Genomic DNA, 19,222 nt, shown 5'->3' with positions numbered 1-19,222 from the left:
GCCTGAACTTCGTGGCCGCGGCCGCGATCACGGCCGGGACCGGGGAACGCCTCGGCCTGCGCAAGCCGACCGCGCCGGTCGCCGACACCCGCTCGGTGACGAAGACACACATGATCGCCAACGATGCGACGCCGGACGTGCGCGTCGACCCGGACTCGTTCCAGGTGCGCATCGACGGGGCCGTCATCGAGCCTGCGCCGGTGAGCGAGCTCCCGATGGCCCAGCGCTACTTCCTGTTCTGATGCGACCCGCCGAGCCCCGGCACGACGGGGGACGCTGATGCCCGGCCTGGCCTCGCTGGTCCTCGCCGACTCCCGCTTCCCGGGCGGCGGCCACGTGCACTCGGGTGGTCTGGAGGAGGCCGTCGCACGGGGCCTGGTCACCGGCCTGGACGACCTGGGACCGTTCCTACGAGGACGCCTGCGCACCGCAGGCCTGATAGCGGCCTCCTTCGCCGCCGCCGCGGCCGTACTGGCTCCCACCCGACCCGGCCCGACCCCTGCCACTCGTGAACCACAACGTGCGCCCGACGCTCGTTCTGATTCAGGACTGCCACCTGACCGGTGGGCGGAGCTGGACGGTGAGCTCGACGCGCGGACGCCGTCGCCGGCGCAGCGGGACGCGTCGCGGGCGCAGGGCCGGGGGACGTTGCGGGCGGTCCGGGCGGCGTGGCCCTCCCCCGTGCTCGACGCGCTGGTCGCCGTCCATCCGCGGCCGCACCATCCGTTGCTGGCCGGGGCCGTGATCGGCCTGGCCGGGGACGGTCCGGCGGAGGCGGCGCGCTGCATCGGCTACCTGGCCGTCTCGGGACCGGCGTCGGCGGCGGTGCGGCTGCTCGGCCTGGACCCGTTCGCCGTCAACGCGACCCTGGTCCGGCTCGGAGACGATCTCGACGACGTCGTCGCCACCGCCGAGCGGGCCGCACACGGCCCCGTCGCGGATCTCCCGGCTCCGAGCGCCCCGGTGCTCGACCTGATGGCCCAGACCCACGCCCGGCAGCACGGCGAGCACGTGCGCCTGTTCGTCTCCTGAGCCCGACCGACCACCGAACGGAGATCCACCATGACCGACGGCCACGGGCACGGCCACCTCGTCAGCTTCGACCCGACCGAGACCGAACCCGACCCGCACACCCCCGCGGCCGGGCGCCGGGCGGTCCGGATCGGCATCGGCGGCCCGGTCGGCAGCGGCAAGACGACGCTGGTCGCGGCGCTGGCCCGCACCCTGGGCGGCCCCGGGGCCGGCGACACGGTCCGGCTGGCCGTGGTCACCAACGACATCTACACCACCGAGGACGCCGACTTCCTACGCCGGGCCGGGGTCCTGGACCCGGACCGCGTCGAGGCCGTGCAGACCGGCTGCTGCCCGCACACCGCGATCCGCGACGACATCACCGCCAACCTGGACGCCATCGAGACCCTCGAGGAACGCTTCGGAGACCTCGATCTCGTCCTGGTGGAGAGCGGCGGGGACAACCTGACGGCCGTGTTCAGCCGCGGGCTGGTGGACCGTCAGATCTTCGTCGTCGACGTCGCCGGCGGCGACAAGGTGCCGCGCAAGGGCGGCCCCGGGGTGACCACCGCGGACCTCCTGGTGATCAACAAGACCGATCTCGCGCCGCTGGTCGGCGCGGACCTCGACGTCATGCGCTCCGATGCCGCCCGGATGCGCGGGGAGCTGCCGGTGATCGCCCAGTCGCTGGTCGAGGACCCGGGCGCCGCCGACGTCGGGGCGTGGGTGCGGGCCCAGATCGCCGCCGTCGACGCGCCCGTGGGCTGACGTGCGCGCCCGCGCCAGCCTGACCGTCGAACGCGACCCGGACGGGCGCAGCAGCGTGCGGGAGCTGCGTTCGCAGTCCCCGCTCGCACTCGTCCCTCGCCGCGGGACGGCGGCCGGGCGCGACCCCGCGGTGACCGTGCACCTGGTCGGGTCGGCGTCCACGCCGCTGGCCGGCGACGACGTCGAGCTCGACGTCCGGGTCGGACCGGGCGCGGACCTGGTGCTGACCGGCGTCGCGGCCGCGGTGGCGCTGCCCGGGACCGACCGTCCGAGCCGGCTCACCGTGCGCGTCGACGTCGGCGAGGGCGCGTCGCTGCAGTACCTGCCGGAGCCGACGGTGATCACCGCGCGGGCCGACCACCGCACCCTGCTGAGCGCGACGATGGGCCCCGGCGCCCGCCTGCGCTGCCGCGACGTCCTGGTCGCCGGACGCTCCGGCGAGCGCGCCGGGCGCTACGCGGGCACGACCCGGGTCTGCGACGGATCACGGGTACTGCTGGTCCAGACCCAGGAGCTCGGCGACGCGGTGCTGCAGGGCTCGCCGGCCCACCTGGCGGGACGCCGGGTGCTCGGTACCGAGTTCCTCGTCTGGGACGCCGACCCGCAGGTGGCGTCCGCGGGCGACTGGTGGTCGCTGACCCCGCTCGCGCACCGGGGCTCGCTGGCCACCGCGGTCGGACCGGACGCGGTATCGACGCGCCGCGACCTCGACGCCGCCCTCCTCGCCCATCCGGGCTGGGCGGCGCACGCCGTCGGCGGCTGAGCGGTCCCTACGCCCCGCCGCTGCCGTACTTCGCGAGCACCTGCGCCTTGAACTCCACGAACTGCTCGGGGTGGTGCAGCCCCATGTCGGCGAGGCAGTCGGCGCAGTTGCCGACGATGTGGAGCAGGGTCGTCGCCGTCGAGCACCGGGTGCACGCCACCGGTTCGGCGGGCTCCGCCCCGGCGGTGCCCGGTGCGGCCGTGCCCGTGACAGGGGTGTCCGGGACGGTGTCCGCCTCGGCGGTGTCGGTGTCAGCCACGGCGTCAGGCTACCGAGCGCGCTCCCCGGCCCGGCGAGCACCGGCGGGACGGTCACGAGCCGCTTCTTGTGCCGATATCGCTCACTTAGTAGCTTAGTATCTAAGCGACTGAGGGAGCGAAGGTGCGCGAAACCGACGACACCGCCCGCCAGATCAACGAGGAGCTGGCCCGCCGTCACAGCACCGCGACGGTGCTGTTCCACCACGCCGTCGCCGAACGGCTGGGACTCGGGCCCGCCGACCACAAGTGCCTCGACCTGCTCCTGGAGCGGGGCACGATGACCGGGAGCGAGCTCGCCGCGGCCACCGGCCTCACCACGGGAGCGATCACCGGCGTCGTCGCCCGGCTGGAGCGCGACGGCCGGATCCGCCGCGAGCCGCATCCCGACGACGGGCGCAAGCAGGTCCTGCGCCCGGTCCCGGAGGGGCTCCGCGACCTGCAGGACGTGTTCGCGGGGATCGGCGCGGAGACCGGACCGCTCCTCGACGGCTTCGACGACCGCGAGCTGCGGGCGATCGCGGAGTACCTGCGTCGGTCCACCGACTTCGCCCGCCGTCACGCCGCCCTGCTGCGCGTCGCGACCATCACCGCCGGCGCGTCCGGCACCCCGACGAACGGAGAAGCCGATGACCAGCACTGACCGCGGTCCCGACGAGACGTCGTTACGCGCCCTGTTCGCGCGCCTGTGCCGGACCTGGACCGACGGCGACGCCCGGGCATACGGGGCGTGTTTCGTCCCCGACTGCTCCTACGTCTCCTTCGACGGCGCCCGCGCCACCTCGCGTGACGCCGTCGTCGCCTCTCACGACGCGCTGTTCCGGGGTGTGTTGTTCGGGTCGGCGCTGGTCGGTGAGGTCGACGCCGTCCAGTTCCTCGGGCCCGACACCGCGCTCGTGCACGGCACCGGGTCCGTGCAGGTGGCGTGGCGTTCGCGGCTGCCGCGCGGGCGCGCCACCCGCAACACGCTCGTGGCCGTGCGCCGCGCCGACGCCGTCGACGGCTGGTTGTTCGCCGCGGTCCAGAACACCCGGATCCGCCCGGTCACCGTGCCCGGTCCCGACAGCGTCGCGTCGCGTGCGACGCGGAGCCTGGTGACCCTCGCCGCCCGGGCCGGTCTCGGGCGTGCCCGTGAGGTGCACACCCCCTCGTAGAGGGGCGCGCACCTCACCGTCCGCCGCGACTCAGGGCGTCGCGGGCAGGACGTGGTCCCCGACCCGGTCGGTGCTCAGGCACAGCGAGCAGACGACGGCGTCGTGGGCCGCGCACGCCGCCACGTCGGGCCGCTCGAAGTCCTGACCGCACACGTGACAGGCCAACACCTCGCCTGAGGGGTTGCCGTGCTCGTCGAGCATCGGCAGGTCGATGCCGTCGTCGGTGCGGCGCAGGTAGTACCGGCCACGGGTGGCGATCGCCAGTACCGGCGGGAACACCACCCCCAGCACGATCGCGACCAGCGGCGAGAACGGCGCGATGCCCGCGCCGAACGCCCCGAAGAACACTGCGATCGACACGCCGGCCGCGATCAGCATCGAGCCGAAGCCGACCGGGTTGACGTCGTAGAGCATCCCGCGCCGGAACTCCGGGCGGATCGGGGAGATCTTGAGCAGGTACTTGTTCACGGCGATGTCGGTGGCCACCACGACCACCCAGGCGATGCCGCAGTTGGCGTAGAAGCCCAGGATCGTGTTGAGGAAGTCGAACATGTTCGCCTCCATCAGGACCAGCGCGATCGCCAGGTTCACGCCGAGGAACACCAGTCGGCCCGGGTAGTGCTTCGTGATCCGGGTGTAGGAGTTCGTCCAGGCCAGCGAGCCGGAGTAGGCGTTCGTCACGTTGATCTTGATCTGGCTGATCACGACCAGCACGACGGCCAGGGTGATCGCCAGCCACGCCGGCATGATGTCGGTGTAGATCTCGAGGAACTGGCGGACCGGCTCGTTCGCCGTCGCCGCGCCGTCGACGACGTTGCCGATGATGTAGACGGCCAGGAACAACCCGATCACCTGCTTGATCGCGCCGAAGATCACCCAGCCCGGGCCGGCCAGGATCGTGGCGAACCACCAGCGCCGCGCGTTCTCCGGCGTCTTGGGCGGCATGAAGCGCAGGTAGTCGATCTGCTCGGCGATCTGGGCGATCAGCGACAGGCACACGCCCGCGGCCAGGAAGACCGCGCCCAGGCTGGGCGCGCCCTGGCCGTCCTCGCCCTGGTAGGCGAAGAACTCACCGACCGAGTCCGGGTGGCTGATCAGCAGGTAGGCGAACGGGGCGACCATCAGTAGCAGCCACAGCGGGGTCGTCCACAGCTGCAGCCTCGACAGCAACGACATCCCGTAGACGACCAGCGGGAAGATGACCAGCGTGGACAGCGCGTAGCCGAGCCAGAGCGGGATGCCCAGTCCGAGGTCGAGGCCCTGGGCCATGATCGAGCCCTCGAGGGCGAAGAAGATGAACGTGAACGTCGCGAAGATGACGTTCGTGACGACCGAGCCGTAGTACCCGAAGCCGCTGCCCCGGGTGATCAGGTCCAGGTCCAGGTTGTACCGCGCGGCGTAGACCGCCAGCGGGACGCCGGTCGCGAAGATCACCACCGCGAAGATCAGGATGCCCCACAGCGCGTTCGTCGTACCGTAGGCGATGCCGATGTTCGCGCCGATCGCGAAGTCGGCCAGGTAGGCGATGCCGCCCAGCGCGGTCACCCCGACCACCCCCGGCGACCACTTCCGGTAGCTGCGTGGCGCGAACCGGAGGGTGTAGTCCTCCAGCGTCTCCCGCGCCGCGCCCACCCCCGGCGGGATGGGCCCACCGGGGACCCGCTCCTCCGCCGACGTCCTGATCTCCTGCGTCATGGCTGCCACCCTCCGGACCGGTTACCGGGGGTGATGCTCGCTCCGGGACGTGCTCGACGCGTTGCCCGTCGATGACGTCTCTGTGACGCCGTGTCCGTCCGGCCGGGGCCGGAGCTACCGGACGAACAGCTCCAGATCGTTGTTGAAGCGGTCCAGCAGCCCCGCGAGGGCGTCCCGGTCGTCCTCCGGCCAGTGCGCCATCACCTCGCGCAGCGGGCCCAGTCGGGCCTGGCGGACCTGCTCGCGTGCGTCCGCGCCGGCCACGGTCAGCGCGACGCTGACCGAGCGCGGGTCCCGCTCGTGCGGGCTGACCGCGACCAGGCCGGCCCGGGACAGTCGCGACACCTGCCGGCTGGCCGTGGGCTTGCTGACGCCGAGCTTCGCGGTCAGTGCGCTGAGCGAGTGCGAGCCCTCCTCGTCGAGCAGCAGCAGGACCGGGTAGGTGTAGCGGTCCACCGCCTCGTGCGGTCCGTAGCCGCCCGACCAGACCGACTCCATGGTCCGCCGGACCAGCAGCGTGACCTGTTTCTCGAGCTGCTGCAGCGAGTCGTCCGGGCGCGTGGTCGTGGTGGTCGAGGTCACACCGGCCGACGCGGTCATAGGGCCAGCTCCAATCGGACGTATCGGACGTTCCTGCATAACAAGACTCTACTCCTGTTGCACGTTGCAACGTTGCGAGGTGAAATCAAGTAACGACCCGTTAACAACAGCAAGGGAGGCCCACCCCGTGTGTGGAATCTGCGGCTGGATCGACTACCGGCGTGACCTGGGCGAGGACGCGAACCGGCGCACGCTCGCCGGCATGAACCAGACGATGAGCTGCCGTGGCCCGGACCAGGAAGGCATCTGGGTGTCCCGGCACGCCGCGTTGTGCCACCGCCGTCTGGCGGTGATCGACATCGAGGGTGGTCGGCAGCCGATGGCCCTGGACGACGACTCCGGTCCGACGCTGCAGATGGTCTACAGCGGCGAGGCCTACAACTTCCGCGAGCTGCGCGCCGAGCTCGACGCCGCCGGGCACCGCTTCCGCACCTCCAGTGACACCGAGGTGGTCCTGCGCGCGCACCGCGAGTGGGGCCGCGACGACCCCCGCGAGGTCGCCCGCCGGCTCAACGGGATGTTCGCCTACGCGGTCTGGGACACCGAGCGCGAGGAGCTGGTGCTGGTCCGCGACCGGCTCGGCGTCAAGCCGCTCTACTACTACCCCACCCCGGACGGCGTGCTGTTCGGCTCCGAGCCGAAGGCGATCCTGGCCAACCCCCAGGCCGACCGCGTCGTCGAGGCGGACGGGCTGCGCCGTGCGCTGGCCTGGGTCGCGGACCCGTCGAACGCGGTGTTCCGCGGCATGCGCGAGGTCCCGCCCGGCCACGTCGTGCGGATCGGTCGGGGCGGCATCCGCGAGGAGCGGTACTGGCGCCTGGAGGACACCGGGCACACCGACGACGTCCCGACGACCGTGCAGCACGTCCGGGACCTGCTCGAGGACACGGCGAAGCGCCAGCTGATCGCCGACGTCCCGTTGTGCACGCTGCTCTCCGGCGGGCTCGACTCGTCCGCGCTGACCGCGCTGGCCGCCCGGCACGTGACCGACCAGGGCGGCGGGAAGATCCGCTCGTTCGCCGTCGACTTCGCCGGCTACGCGGACAACTTCCAGGCCGACGACGTCCGCGGCACCCCGGACACGCCGTACGTGCACGAGGTCGCCGAGTTCGTCGGCACCGACCACCGCGACATCCTGCTGTCCACCGAGGACATGATGGACCCGCGGGTGCGCAACGCCGCGCTGCACGCCCGCGACCTGCCGGCCGGTATCGGCGACATGGACACCTCGCTCTACCTGCTGTTCAAGGCCGTGCGGGAGGAGTCGACGGTCGCGCTGTCCGGTGAGTCGGCGGACGAGGTCTTCGGCGGCTACCGGGACTTCCACGACGCCGACACCGTCGCCGCGGACACCTTCCCCTGGCTGGCCGGGCGGATGATGAACCACGACGCGAAGGACCCGGGCCTGTTCAACCGCGGCCTGTTCGCCGAGCTGGACATGCCCGGCTACGTCGACGAGCAGTACCGCCGGGCGCTGGCCGAGGTCCCGGAGCTCACCGGGCCGGCCGCGAAGGATCCGCACGAGCGTCGGATGCGCGAGATCTGCTACCTGTACCTGACGAGGTTCCTGCCGAACCTGCTCGACCGCAAGGACCGGATGAGCATGGCGGTCGGTCTCGAGGTCCGGGTGCCGTTCTGCGACCACCGCCTGGTCGAGTACGTGTTCGGCACGCCGTGGGCGCACAAGACCTTCGACGGGCGGGAGAAGAGCCTGCTGCGCCACGCCACGAAGGACCTGATCCCGGACTCGGTGGTGCAGCGGGTGAAGAGCCCCTACCCCTCGACACAGGACGAGGGCTACGAGAAGTCCCTGCGCGACCGGGTGGCCGGGATCCTCGCCGAGGGCGAGAACGCGCCGGTCGCGCCGATGGTCGACCTCAAGGCGATCCGCGAGCGCCTCGACGCGCCGTCCTCGCAGGCACAGAACCAGATGGGCCAGCGGATGCAGCTCGAGCGGGTCATCGACCTCAACCAGTGGCTCGCCGACTACGACGTCGAGCTCAACGTCTGACCGCCGCCGTGCGCGGATATCCCTGCTCCGGCGACTGCTCCGGCGGCGATATCCGCGCACGACCCGGCCGGGCGGGGAATCAGCCCGGGTGGCGGGGATGTTGGCCTGGGCAGGTACTTGCGTCCCCGATCTGAGGAGCCACCGTGGGTCTGACCCGCACCGACGGACCGTTGTCCCCCTACGCCCCGACCTCGGTGAACTACCGGATCGACGGTCCGCCGCACAAGCTGCTGATGCACCCGTTCCCGCGCCGGGTGCGCGCCGAGTTCGCCGGGCGCACGGTGCTCGACACCCGGGCCGGGCAGCTGGTGCACGAGTCGAACCTGCTGCCGGTGCTCTACGTCCCGTTCGACGACCTCGACGCCGACGTCCTGGTCCCGACCGCGCACACCACGCACTGCCCGTTCAAGGGCGACGCCGCCTACCACTCGCTGCAGGTCGGGGACCGGATCGCGGAGAACGCCGTCTGGTCCTACCCGCAGCCCACCGACGAGGCGCCCTGGCTCAAGGGCCTGGCCGCGCTCTACTGGAACGCCGCCGACGCCTGGTACGACGAGGACGAGCAGGTCTTCGCCCACCTCACCGACCCCTACACCCGGGTCGACGTCCGCCCGACGCGCCGCCACGTGGTCGTCCGGCACCGCGGCTCCGAAGGCACCGACACCGTGCTCGCCGAGTCCCGGGAGCCTGCCGTGCTCTCCGAGACGGGGCTGAAGAACCGCTGGTACCTGCGTCCCGGCGACGTCCGGGTCCCGCTGCGTCCCAGCGACACGCGCACGCACTGCCCGTACAAGGGCGAGGCGTCCTACTCGCACGCGACGCTGCCGGACGGCACCGTCCTGGCCGACGCGGCGTGGAGCTACCCGACCCCGCTGCCGGAGTCGTCCCGGATCGGTGGCCTGCTCAGCTTCGCCGACGGCGCCGACACCGGCGTCACGGTCGAGGTCGACGGCGAGCCCGCCTGACCCTGCACGGGCGGCGCGGGCCCTCAGTCCTCCTCGTCGACGAGCAGTGCCTCCAGCGCGGGCAGGGACGCCTCCAGGGCGGCGCGCTGGGTCTCGTCGAGGCGGGCGAGGCGGCGCGCGATGAGCGCCGTGCGGTGGCTGCGCAGCTCGGCGAGGCGGCTGACGCCCGCCGGGGAGACGCTGATCAGAACCCCGCGGGCGTCGCCGGGGTCCGCGGCGCGCGACACCAGGCCCGCCTCGTCCAGTGCCGTGAGCACCCGCGACATGGTCGGCGCGGTGACCGCCTCGCGGCGGGCCAGCTCGGACAGGCGCAGCGGTCCGCTGAGCTCCACGGTGACGAGGGTGGACAGCTGCAGCGGGGGCAGCGACTCCTTGTCGTCGATCCGGATCCGGCGGTGCAACCGCCCCACGGCGAGCCGCAGCCGCGCCGCGAGCTCCTCGTCGGTACCGGCGGAGCCGTCCGCCACCGTCTCCGTCCCGGAGTTCCCACCCATCCCGACATGGTGCCAGCATCGCCAACGACCTCCGGACCAGGGCGGGCGCAGGACCCGCGGGAACGGCGGTCTAGAGCTTGCGCAGCCGTATCCGGGTGATGTTGTGGTCGGCGCCCTTGCTCAGCACCAGCGTCGCGCGGCTGCGCGTGGGCAGGATGTTCTGCACCAGGTTCGGGGCGTTGATCTCGTCCCAGATCGTCTCCGCACGGGCGACGGCGGCGGCGTGGTCGAGCTCGGCGTAGCGGCGGAAGTACGACGCCGGGTCGCGGAACGCCGTCTCGCGCAGCCGCAGGAACCGCTCCACGTACCAGCGCCGCACGTCGGCGGTGGCGGCGTCGACGTAGACCGAGAAGTCGATGAAGTCGCTGACCGTCAGGGCACCGGACGTGGCCGGCTGCAGCACGTTCAGGCCCTCGACCACGATGATGTCCGGGCTGTGCACGACCTGCCGCTCGTCGGCGACGATGTCGTAGACCAGGTGCGAGTACACCGGCGCGCTGACCTCGGACCGCCCGCCCTTGATCTCGGAGACGAACCGCAGCAGCTTGCGCCGGTCGTAGGACTCGGGGAAGCCCTTGCGCTGCATCAGACCGCGCCGCTCCAGCTCCGCGTTCGGGTACAGGAACCCGTCGGTGGTCACCAGCTCCACGCTGGGGTGTTCGGGCCAGCGCGCCAGCAGGAGCCGCAGCAGACGGGCCGTCGTGGACTTCCCGACCGAGACCGACCCGGCGATCCCGATCACGAACGGTGTCCGCGCCGTGGTGCCGCCGAGGAAGCGCCGGTAGGCGTTGTAGAGCCGTCCGCCCTCGCGGACGTGCATGTTCAGCAGCCGCGACAGCGGCAGGTAGACCTCGCGGACCTCGTCGAGGTCGACGAAGTCGCCGAAGCTGCGCAGCTGGTCGAGCTCCTCCGCGGAGAGCGGCAGCCGGGTCGAGGCCGCCGCCAGCTCCGACCAGGCGCGCCGGTCGAAGTCGACGAACGGCGAGGCGCTGCCCTTGGCCAGCCCGGAGTGCCTGCCCGGCGGCGCGGACGCCTCGTCGTCGACGGGCGCGTGTCTGCGATCGACGCTCACCGGGTCGTCACAGCCGGGACGTCCGAGGTGGACGGGGACCGCATCGGCGTCGCTGCCGTGGTCGGGACCGAGGTCATGGGCACCCAACCTAGACCTGACCGGGCTCCGCGCCCGCGTGACGTCGCTCGCACGGGGTACGCCCGGCGGGGGTCACCGCGAGCGGCGTATATTCACCCGCTGACCGGGTCCCGTCCAGCCCAGGAGTGTTCGTGCCCACCGCAGGACCCGCCGAGCCGGGTTGCAGTAGGAGGCCGGGTCATCAGACCCGGCCGATCCCCTCCCCGCCGCCGGGGTCCCCCTCATGACCGCTGACGTGCTCCTTCCCGCGGAGGCGGAGTCATGACCGCCGACGTGCTCCATCCGGAGGCGGCGTCATGACCGTGCTGCTGCCGCTGATCGGGCTGCTGGCCGTCGTCGTGCTCACGGCCGGCACCGCGATGTCGGTGGCCTCGGAGTTCTCGCTGACGGCGCTGGAGCGCAGCCAGATCGACGCGCACGTCGCGGAGGCGAACGACCGCAGCGCCCGCGCCGTGCAGAAGGCGCACCGGTCGCTGTCGTTCCAGCTCTCCGGCTGTCAGCTCGGCATCACGGTGACGACCCTGGCCACCGGCTACATCGCCGAGCCCGCCATCGCCGAGCTGATCAACCCGGGCCTGCAGGCCGCGGGGCTGCCCACCGGCCTGTCCACCGGGGTCGCCACGGTCCTCTCGCTGGTCGTCGCGACCGCGCTGTCGATGGTCTACGGCGAGCTGGTCCCGAAGAACCTGGCGATCGCCCACCCGCTGGGCACCGCGCGCAAGGTCGTGTGGCTGCAGGCCGGGTTCGCCACCACGTTCCGCTGGCTGATCCGGGCGCTGAACGCCTCCGCGAACGCGATCGTGCGCAAGCTCGGCGTCGAGCCCGCCGAAGAGCTGCGGTCGGCACGTTCCCCGCACGAGCTCAGCTCGCTCGTCCGGTCCTCGGCCGAGCACGGCACCCTCGACCAGGGCACCGCGACCCTGCTGGACCGCTCGCTGCGCTTCACCGACCGGGTCGCCGACGAGCTGATGACCCCGCGGGTGCGGATGGAGACCATCGACGGCGACGACACCGTGGCCGACCTGCTGACCCTGTCCCGGCGCAGCGGCTTCTCCCGGTTCCCCGTCCAGGACGGCGACCCGGACGTGCTGCTGGGCCTGGTGCACGTCAAGCAGGCGTTCGGCGTGCCGGTGGACCGGCGCGCCACCACCGCGCTGCGGTCGATGACGGTGCCGGTCGAGACGGTGCCGGGCTCGTTGGACGGCGACGCACTGATGACCCGGCTGCGCGAGTCCGGGCTGCAGATGGCCGTCGTCGTCGACGAGTACGGCGGCACCGCAGGCCTGGTCACCCTGGAGGACCTGATCGAGGAGATCGTCGGCGACGTGCGCGACGAGCACGACCGGGCCGAGCAGTCCCGGGTGCGCGGCACCGGCAACGGCAGCTGGGTCGTGTCCGGCCTGCTGCGCGCCGACGAGGTCGCCGACGCGACCGGTTTCGTGATGCCGGACGGGGACTACGAGACCCTGGCCGGGCTCGTGCTGACCCGCCTGGGCCGGATCCCGGACGTCGGCGACGACCTGCTCGTCGACGACTGGCGGCTGACCGTCCTGCGCCGTGACCGCAACCGCGTCGCCGAGCTGCGCCTGGCACTCGACGGCGCCGCCCTGACCGGCGCCGGGGTCGGCTCCCAGGGCCGGGAGTCGACGTGACCCCCGCCGACGCACTTCTTCGGGCGGAGACGGAATGACCGGCGACCTGCTGGCCCTGCTGGGCGCGCTCGCGCTGCTGGGCGCCAACGCGTTCTTCGTCAGCGCCGAGTTCGCGCTGATCTCCGCGCGCAAGGACCGGCTGGAGGCGATGGCCGAGGCCGGGTCCTCCGGCGCCCGGACGGTGCTCGGCGCCTCGGCCGACCTGTCCCGGATGCTCGCGGCGTCGCAGCTGGGCATCACGATCGCCTCGCTGCTGCTGGGCCGCCTCGGCGAGCCGGCCGTCGCGCACCTGATCGAGACGCCGCTGGGGGCCGTCGGCATCCCGGAGGGCGCGGTCTATCCGATCGCGTTCGCGATCTCGCTGGTCCTGGTCGTGATCGCGCACATGCTGCTCGGCGAGATGGTGCCGAAGAACATCTCGATCGCCGGCCCGGAGCGCGCCGCGATCCTGCTGGTCCCGCCGTTCCTGGTCTGGACGAAGATCGCCCGTCCGGCGATCGACATGTTCAACTGGATGGCGAACGCCTCGCTACGGCTGTTCAAGATCACCCCGAAGGACGAGCTGGAGGCCGCGTTCACCTCCGGCGAGCTGTCCGAGATGATCGCCGACTCACAGCGCGAGGGGTTGCTCGACGACGACGAGTCCAGCCGGATCGCCCGCACCCTGCGCTCCGCGGAAACCACGGTCGCCGACGTCGTCGTCGCGATGGGGGACCTGGTCACGCTGCCGCCGACCCCGACCGTCGACCAGGTCACCACCGCCGTCGCCGAGACCGGTTACTCCCGGTTCCCGATCCGCGGCACGCAGGGCCGGCTGACCGGGTACCTGCACGTCAAGGACATTCTGGACCTGGCGGACGGGCCGGCGACGGTGATCCCGCCGCAGCGCATCCGCAGCCTGCCGGAGGTGTCCGCCTCGGCCCGGCTCGACGTCGCCATGTCCACGCTGCGCACGTCGCGGGCGCACCTGGCCCGGGCCACCGACGCGCAGGGGCGCACGGTCGGGCTGGTGACCATGGAGGACCTGACCGAGCGCTACGTCGGCACGGTCCGCGACGCGACCCACTCCCCCGGGCCCCCGTCGTGAGCGCGGGCCCGGCGCGGACGGCCGGGCCCGAGATCGTCGACCGGGCCCGCTGGCGGGAGGCCGCGGACCGGCACCGGGAGCGGATGGCGGTGTTCACCGGGCCGCACCGGGAACGCCGGCGCCGGCGCGAGCCGCACCCGGTGATGGACTTCCTGTTCACCTACTACTCGCACAAGCCGGTCCGGCTCGAGCAGTGGGACCCCGGGCCCGGGGTGGTGCTGCTCGACGCCGAGGAGTTCCTCGACCGGCCCGGGTACCGGCGCGAGGACGGCGGCGTCCGCTTCGACCCGGCGGCCGCACCGGACCGGATCCGCGCCACCGCGGGCTTCGTGCACGGCCTGCTCGTCGCCACCGCGGAGCGGGCACCCCGGCTGGGCTGCTTCGGGATGCACGAGTGGGCGATGGTCTACCGCACCGACGCGCCCCGCCACGGCGCCGTGCCGCTGCGGCTCGGGGCGGGCGGCACCGACCGGGTCGTCGAGTCGATGCCGCTGCAGTGCACCCACTACGACGCCTACCGCTTCTTCACCGGCCCGGCCGCCCCGCGCAACGCCACCGAGCCGACCCGGGAGCGGCAGACCGAGCTGGAACAGCCCGGCTGCCTGCACGCGAACATGGACCTCTACAAGTGGGCCTACAAACTCGCGCCCGGATGCCCGTCCGATCTGATGGCCGACTGCTTCGAGCTGGCCGTCGACGTGCGTGAGCTGGACATGCGGGCCAGTCCCTACAACCTGGCCGCCCACGGCTACGCCCCGGTGCGGGTCGAGACCCCGGCCGGGCGCGCCGAGTACGCCCGCGCCCAGGCCCGTTTCGCCGATCGGGCCGCTCCGCTGCGCCGCCGCCTGATCGAGGTCTGCGCGGCCCTAACGTGACCCCCGTGCGCGGATATCGCCGCCCTGGCAGCGATATCGGCGCACGGGGTGGCTCAGGCGGTCGGGACCAGGTCGTCGAGGACGCCGTTCCGGGCCGCGGCGACCAGGTCGGCGAGCTGGTCGGTGCTCATCTGGATCCGTTGCCCGAAGTCGTCGGTGATCACGATCCGGCGCTCCGGGGCCGCCGTCTCGTCGACGTGCAGCTCCGGGCACCCGCAGTTGCAGCTCCCGCAGAAGGTGGCGATGTGGCGCATCGGTCGTGGCTCCTCGTGCTCGAAGGGTCGCGGGCTGTGCACCCGCCACCTGTCACCGTCGCACGGGAACGGCCTCCGGTTCCGGAGAATCCCACCGATCAGCGGTTCGGATCACGGTTGTCCGGTCAGGACTTCGTGGCCGTCACCAGGTCGCTGCTGAACTCCATCCCGTCCGGCAGCCCGCCGAGGTCACGGCCGTAGCCGCGGGCGACCCCGGGGCTGTCGGCCGAGGTGACGTCCCATCCGAGCTCGGCGAGGCGCCGGGCCGCGGGCGGGCGCTGCTCGGAGGAGATCAGGGACGGGAACTGCACGCCGAACGGCGCGACCAGCACCGCGAGGCTGCGCCGGCCCGACATCATCCCGATCGCGTCCGCGAAGTGCTCGGCCGCGATCGTGCTGCCGGGTGCGCTGAGCTCGTCGATCGCGCACAGGAGCTGCTCCTGGGCCAGCGCGGGCAGGAACGGCAGCAGTCCCTCGGCCAGCCATGCGGTCGGCCGGGACGGGTCGAAGCCCCGCGCCCGCAGCGCGGAGACCCAGTCGTCGCGCAGATCCACCCCGACGGCGCGACGGTCGCACGTCGGGCGGCCGTCGTGGGAGTCCACGACCTCGTCCTTGAACTCCAGCACCCCGGCCTGGTCGACCTCGTAGACGGTGACGCCCGGGCCCCACTGCAGGCGCAGTGCGCGGGCGTCGAGCCCGGCGGCCAGCAGCACGACCTGGTCAACGCCGGCGGCGACGGCCCGGCCGAGCGCGTCGTCGAAGAACCGCGACCGCACGCCCTGGTAGGTCGCCATCATCGTCCAGAAGCCGTCGATCTCGGAGCGGATCCCCGGGTCGGGGTCGTCCACGGCCCAGGTCTCACCCGGGCGGACCGGCACCACCGACGGCGGCTGCGCCGCGGCGACGAAGCGCTGTGCCCACGGGTCGTCGACGAGGCGGTCGTCGCGGCAGGTCTCCACCGCCCGACCGGCCGCGACCAGCAGCGCCGTGAAGCCGACGCTGCTGACGATGTCCCACTGCTCGTGCTGCTCGGTCATGGCGACTCCGATGCTCGAGACCTTCGACGCGGGACCCCCGCGTCCCTGCCTCCCGATCATCACGCCGGGCCGGACGGGCCCGCCGGGTCGATGTCCCGAAAGTCGGATATCGATTACCGTCGATCTCGTCACAGCGCCCCGGTGGTCGGGCCCCGGTTCAGCGCCGGTCGACGAAGAAGTCGAGCGCCGGGTCGTCCCCGCCGCCGTAGGGCGACAGGTCGGTGACCCCGGCCGTGGCGAGCACGTCCTCGTCGATCAGGGTCTGACCGGTCGGGCGCGCCGGGTCGGACAGCAGCGCGACGGCGGCGTCGCCCATGATCTCCGGGCTGCGCGAGGTCGACGCCGCCTCCTCACCACCGAGAAGGTTGATGACCGCCGCGGTGGCGATCGTGGTCTGCGGCCACAGGCAGTTCGCCCGGATCCCGTCGGCCGCGAACTCCGCGGCCCAGCCGAGCGTCAGCAGCGACATCCCGTACTTGGAGATCATGTAGGGCGGGAACTCCCCCAGCCAGCGCGGGTCCAGGTTGATCGGCGGGGACAGCGTCACGATCTGGCCGTCGGCCGAGGCCTTGAGGTGCGGCAGGCAGGCCCGGGTGAGCAGGAACGTGCCGCGCGAGTTGATCGACTGCATGAGGTCGAACCGCTTCGGCGTGACGTCCGCGGTCCCGGCGGTGTTCAGCGCGCTGGCGTTGTTGATCACGATGTCGACGCCGCCGAACGTCTCCACGGCGGTCTGCGCGGCCCGCTCCACGTCCTCCTCGACCCGGACGTCACCGACCACGGCCACGGCCTGGCCGCCGGCCTCCTCGATCTCGGCGACGGCGGTGTGCACGGTGCCGGGCAGGCGCGGGTCCGGCTCGTCGGTCTTGGCCAGGAGCACCGCGTTCGCGCCCCGCCGGGCCGCGGCCAGCAGGATCGCGAGCCCGATCCCCCGGCTGCCGCCGGACATGACGATCGTGCGGCCCGCGAGGTCGGTCCGTGCGGTCGGGTCGGTCATCGGTCGTCCTCCGGTACGTCGGCTGATCGGATCCCCGGACATTAACAGTCAACATTGACTGCTTTACGGCGTTCCGGGCGGAACGTGCTCGCCGTCACCCGCCCCGGGAGTGCCGCAGCTCGGTGACCCGGGCCGCGCGCAGGCGGTTCAGCGCCGTCGCGACCTCGTGCCGGCGCGGCAGCGCGTAGTCCGACAGGGCGCCGTGCGCGAGGCACTCCAGACCGTCCTCCACCACGTCGCGGTCCAGCCCGTCGAGCACCTCGCCCAGCGTGCGGCGCCCGTCGAGCAGGTTCGTCCGCACCGCGTGCGCCAGTGCCAGCCCGACGCCGGTGACCTGCGAGGAGTCGGCGATCTGGGCGACCGCGGAGAGGTCGATGTCCTCGGCACCGAACGTCAGCCGGGCCCTCCCGCGGGCGGTCACCTTGCGACGTCCCCGCACCTCAGCATCGACCGAGCCCGGGTCGAACACCCGGTGCCTGACGTCCGGGAAGCCGGTGTGCTCGCTCGTGCGCGCCGGACCCGCCGCGGCCGCGACCTCGTGCGCCCGGGCGGTGATCTCGGAGGCGACGTAGCTCTCCATCAGGATCACCGTGTCGGCCTTCTCCAGGTAGTCCCCCGACCCGCCCATCACCAGCACGGTGGAGACGCCGTGGTGTTCGTGCAGCGGCCGGACGCGGTCCACGAAGGGCACCAGCGGCTCGGACGGGATCAGCTCCCGCATCCGCGCGTCACGGATCATCACGTTCGTCGCCGAGGTGTCCTCGTCGATCAACAGCACGTCCGCGCCGGCCTCGAGCGCCTCGACCGTGGACGCGGCCTGCGAGGTCGACCCGGACGCGGCGGTGGTGGAGAAGTCGTCGGTGGGAGCGCCGCTGGGCAGGTGCGCGACGAACGCCGCCACGTCCACCCGCTCGACGCCGCGCTCGTCCTCGGCGCGCACGCTGACCGCGTCCGGACGGGTCACGCAGCGCTCGCGGCCGTCGCCGGGAACGTGGTCGTAGACCCCGGTCTCCAGCGCGCGCAGCAGCGTCGACTTGCCGTGGTAGCCGCCGCCGACGATCAGCGTGACACCGTCCGGGACGCCCATGCCGGTGACCTCGCCCGAGTGCGGTGTGCTCAGCGTGACGCGCACCGACTCCGGGGAGGCGAACGGGACGGCGTCGCCGAGCGGTCGCTCGTCGACCCCGCTGCGGCGCGGCAGCACCGCGCCGTCGGCGACGAAGGCGACCAGGCCGCGCTCACGCAGCGCGTCGCGCAGCGCGCAGGCGTCCTCCACCGTGTGCACGAAGTCCTCGGCGGCGCCCTGGTCGGCGGAGGTCCAGCGCAGCGCCGCAAGCACCGCACCGGGCAGGTCGCGGGTGAGCGTGCGGGCGGCCTGCCGGCCGTCGATCCGGCGCCCGTGCCCGGGCATGGGCACCCCGAGCTCGACCCGCACGGCCCCGTCGTCGATCCGTATGGCGCTGCGCGCCAGCACCTCCTGGCCGCCGGCGTCGACCGTGACCGGGGTGCCGGACAACGCGCGGCGCAGGGCGCGGAGCAGGTACCCGCCGAGCGCTCGGCGGCGGACGCCGGTGTCGTGCAGCTCGGCCGGGAACCCGGCCATCTCCGCCGGCACGTCGACGCGGATGCGGCTCGGCGGCGCGAACGGGTCGGCCTGGATCCGCCGGATCTCCAGGACGGCGCCGCCGTCCATCGCCCACCGCCCGGTCAGGCTCTTGTATCGCCCGTAGCTCGCGCCGTCCATGCCGTGCAGCGACGAGGCGAGCGCCGCGATGTCGCCCTGGGTGCGGGTCATGCCTGGAAGGTCCCTCCCCCGACGCGGCAGCGTGCGCCCGGCGCCGGAGATCGTGGTCGGTGCGGGCGGCCACGCTACCGGCGCCGGCGGCCCCGGCCCCTTCCCCCGGGTTACCGCGTCCCGGTCACCCGGCACCGGTTCGCCACGCGCGGCTCGTGCCCGCGCGACCGGCGAGCGTCACGAAACGGCGGCCGACGCCGCCAGAACGTGACGTCCGATCGCCGACGTCGGCGGACCGTCCGGTGAGCGCCACGACACGGCGGGCACGGCCGCCGGAATGTGACGCTCGGCGGGTTCGCTCCGGTCGTCTCGCGGGCTCAGCGCGCGGCGAGGGTCCGTCCCGAGAGCTGGTCACCGCCGGACGGGGTCGCGGAGCAGCCCCTGCCCTCGCGCGGCACGAACAGTGACGCGGTGTCGCCCGGCGGGTAGACCCGCAGGCCGCGGACCGGGACCGGCCGGCACTCACCCGGGTCGAAGTTCACGACGTTGGCCAGCTTCATCGGGGCCCCCGCGGAGCCGCCGACCCCGAGCCGGATGTCCCCGCCCCGCGGGCCGCTCATCACCGCCGACGGCCCGACCTGGGCGCCGCCGTCGCCGCCGACGTAGGACACGCCCGGGAAGCCGCGCAGGGAGCAGGTGCGCGAGCCGACGTTGGTC

The 19,222-nt window shown here is 73.0% G+C and carries 20 protein-coding genes and 1 pseudogene; 11 read left to right on the top strand and 10 right to left on the bottom strand.

What is annotated here, in order from left to right:
• The 4 genes and pseudogenes from ureC to I4I78_RS15750 form a co-directional block, all read left to right on the top strand.
• Positions 1-242, top strand: a pseudogene (gene ureC / locus I4I78_RS15765) (urease subunit alpha); the annotation flags it as partial.
• A 37-nt stretch (positions 243-279) separates the two neighbouring features.
• The gene (locus I4I78_RS15760) at positions 280-1,032 is read left to right on the top strand and encodes an urease accessory protein UreF (protein WP_218612077.1); all 753 of its coding nucleotides are present in this window, start codon (positions 280-282) and stop codon (positions 1,030-1,032) included.
• 30 nt (positions 1,033-1,062) lie between these two features.
• Positions 1,063-1,779: an urease accessory protein UreG gene (ureG, locus tag I4I78_RS15755; protein ID WP_218612076.1), complete on the top strand. Its 717-nt coding sequence runs from the start codon at positions 1,063-1,065 to the stop codon at positions 1,777-1,779.
• A 1-nt stretch (position 1,780) separates the two neighbouring features.
• Positions 1,781-2,542 (top strand): urease accessory protein UreD, encoded by a 762-nt coding sequence (locus tag I4I78_RS15750; RefSeq protein ID WP_218612075.1) that lies wholly within the window; start codon positions 1,781-1,783, stop codon positions 2,540-2,542.
• A gap of 7 nt (positions 2,543-2,549) precedes the next feature.
• Here I4I78_RS15750 and I4I78_RS15745 read toward each other — a convergent pair whose 3' ends face one another.
• Positions 2,550-2,801 carry a hypothetical protein gene (locus tag I4I78_RS15745; protein ID WP_218612074.1) on the bottom strand — a complete coding sequence of 84 codons (252 nt, stop codon included), beginning with the start codon at positions 2,799-2,801 and terminating at the stop codon, positions 2,550-2,552.
• Positions 2,802-2,923: 122 nt separating this feature from the next.
• On the opposite strand from I4I78_RS15745, the gene I4I78_RS15740 reads away from it, so the two are divergent.
• Positions 2,924-3,442, top strand: coding sequence for a MarR family transcriptional regulator (locus I4I78_RS15740; protein WP_218612073.1), 519 nt, complete (start codon positions 2,924-2,926; stop codon positions 3,440-3,442).
• Positions 3,429-3,953 (top strand): SgcJ/EcaC family oxidoreductase, encoded by a 525-nt coding sequence (locus I4I78_RS15735; protein WP_218612072.1) that lies wholly within the window; start codon positions 3,429-3,431, stop codon positions 3,951-3,953. The genes I4I78_RS15740 and I4I78_RS15735 overlap by 14 nt, the downstream gene beginning before the upstream one ends.
• A 30-nt stretch (positions 3,954-3,983) precedes the next feature.
• Here the strand turns inward: I4I78_RS15735 and I4I78_RS15730 are convergent, their stop codons facing one another.
• Positions 3,984-5,648, bottom strand: coding sequence for a cytosine permease (locus I4I78_RS15730; protein ID WP_226379794.1), 1,665 nt, complete (start codon positions 5,646-5,648; stop codon positions 3,984-3,986).
• A 114-nt stretch (positions 5,649-5,762) separates the two neighbouring features.
• Entirely contained in the window at positions 5,763-6,248 is a 486-nt protein-coding gene (locus I4I78_RS15725) for a MarR family winged helix-turn-helix transcriptional regulator (protein ID WP_218612071.1), read from the bottom strand.
• Positions 6,249-6,375: 127 nt separating this feature from the next.
• On the opposite strand from I4I78_RS15725, the gene asnB reads away from it, so the two are divergent.
• Positions 6,376-8,259 carry an asparagine synthase (glutamine-hydrolyzing) gene (asnB, locus tag I4I78_RS15720; protein ID WP_218612070.1) on the top strand — a complete coding sequence of 628 codons (1,884 nt, stop codon included), beginning with the start codon at positions 6,376-6,378 and terminating at the stop codon, positions 8,257-8,259.
• Between the two features lie 143 nt (positions 8,260-8,402).
• Positions 8,403-9,224 (top strand): DUF427 domain-containing protein, encoded by an 822-nt coding sequence (locus I4I78_RS15715; RefSeq protein ID WP_218612069.1) that lies wholly within the window; start codon positions 8,403-8,405, stop codon positions 9,222-9,224.
• A 23-nt stretch (positions 9,225-9,247) separates the two neighbouring features.
• Here I4I78_RS15715 and I4I78_RS15710 read toward each other — a convergent pair whose 3' ends face one another.
• Positions 9,248-9,718, bottom strand: coding sequence for a MarR family winged helix-turn-helix transcriptional regulator (locus I4I78_RS15710; RefSeq protein WP_218612068.1), 471 nt, complete (start codon positions 9,716-9,718; stop codon positions 9,248-9,250).
• 70 nt (positions 9,719-9,788) lie between these two features.
• Entirely contained in the window at positions 9,789-10,721 is a 933-nt protein-coding gene (coaA, locus tag I4I78_RS15705) for a type I pantothenate kinase (protein WP_218612079.1), read from the bottom strand.
• A gap of 443 nt (positions 10,722-11,164) precedes the next feature.
• Here coaA and I4I78_RS15700 point away from each other — a divergent pair, with 443 nt between their 5' ends.
• The 3 genes from I4I78_RS15700 to I4I78_RS15690 all read left to right on the top strand — a co-directional run bounded on the left by I4I78_RS15700 (position 11,165) and on the right by I4I78_RS15690 (position 14,482).
• A complete protein-coding gene (locus I4I78_RS15700) occupies positions 11,165-12,520 on the top strand; it encodes a hemolysin family protein (RefSeq protein ID WP_218612067.1) in 1,356 nt (451 codons plus the stop codon).
• A gap of 34 nt (positions 12,521-12,554) precedes the next feature.
• Positions 12,555-13,607, top strand: a complete 1,053-nt coding sequence (locus I4I78_RS15695; RefSeq protein ID WP_218612066.1) for a hemolysin family protein — start codon at positions 12,555-12,557, stop codon at positions 13,605-13,607.
• A gap of 83 nt (positions 13,608-13,690) precedes the next feature.
• Positions 13,691-14,482, top strand: coding sequence for a 3-methyladenine DNA glycosylase (locus tag I4I78_RS15690; protein ID WP_226379795.1), 792 nt, complete (start codon positions 13,691-13,693; stop codon positions 14,480-14,482).
• Between the two features lie 53 nt (positions 14,483-14,535).
• Here I4I78_RS15690 and I4I78_RS15685 read toward each other — a convergent pair whose 3' ends face one another.
• The 5 genes from I4I78_RS15685 to I4I78_RS15665 form a co-directional block, all read right to left on the bottom strand.
• Entirely contained in the window at positions 14,536-14,736 is a 201-nt protein-coding gene (locus tag I4I78_RS15685; protein WP_218612065.1) for a hypothetical protein, read from the bottom strand.
• A 125-nt stretch (positions 14,737-14,861) separates the two neighbouring features.
• Positions 14,862-15,773 carry a class I SAM-dependent methyltransferase gene (locus I4I78_RS15680; RefSeq protein ID WP_218612064.1) on the bottom strand — a complete coding sequence of 304 codons (912 nt, stop codon included), beginning with the start codon at positions 15,771-15,773 and terminating at the stop codon, positions 14,862-14,864.
• Positions 15,774-15,930: 157 nt separating this feature from the next.
• Positions 15,931-16,770, bottom strand: coding sequence for an NAD(P)-dependent oxidoreductase (locus I4I78_RS15675; RefSeq protein WP_218612063.1), 840 nt, complete (start codon positions 16,768-16,770; stop codon positions 15,931-15,933).
• Positions 16,771-16,864: 94 nt separating this feature from the next.
• The gene (locus I4I78_RS15670) at positions 16,865-18,565 is read right to left on the bottom strand and encodes an ABC-ATPase domain-containing protein (protein ID WP_218612062.1); all 1,701 of its coding nucleotides are present in this window, start codon (positions 18,563-18,565) and stop codon (positions 16,865-16,867) included.
• 317 nt (positions 18,566-18,882) lie between these two features.
• A partial coding sequence (locus I4I78_RS15665; RefSeq protein ID WP_218612061.1) for a DUF4232 domain-containing protein occupies positions 18,883-19,222 on the bottom strand: 340 nt, incomplete at its 5' end.

Origin of the sequence: Pseudonocardia sp. KRD291 (assembly GCF_019263595.1) — a bacterium.
Taxonomy (GTDB): Bacteria; Actinomycetota; Actinomycetes; order Mycobacteriales; family Pseudonocardiaceae; genus Pseudonocardia.
Note: the sequence above shows the minus strand (reverse complement) of the source record. Positions and strands in the feature narration are given on the sequence as shown.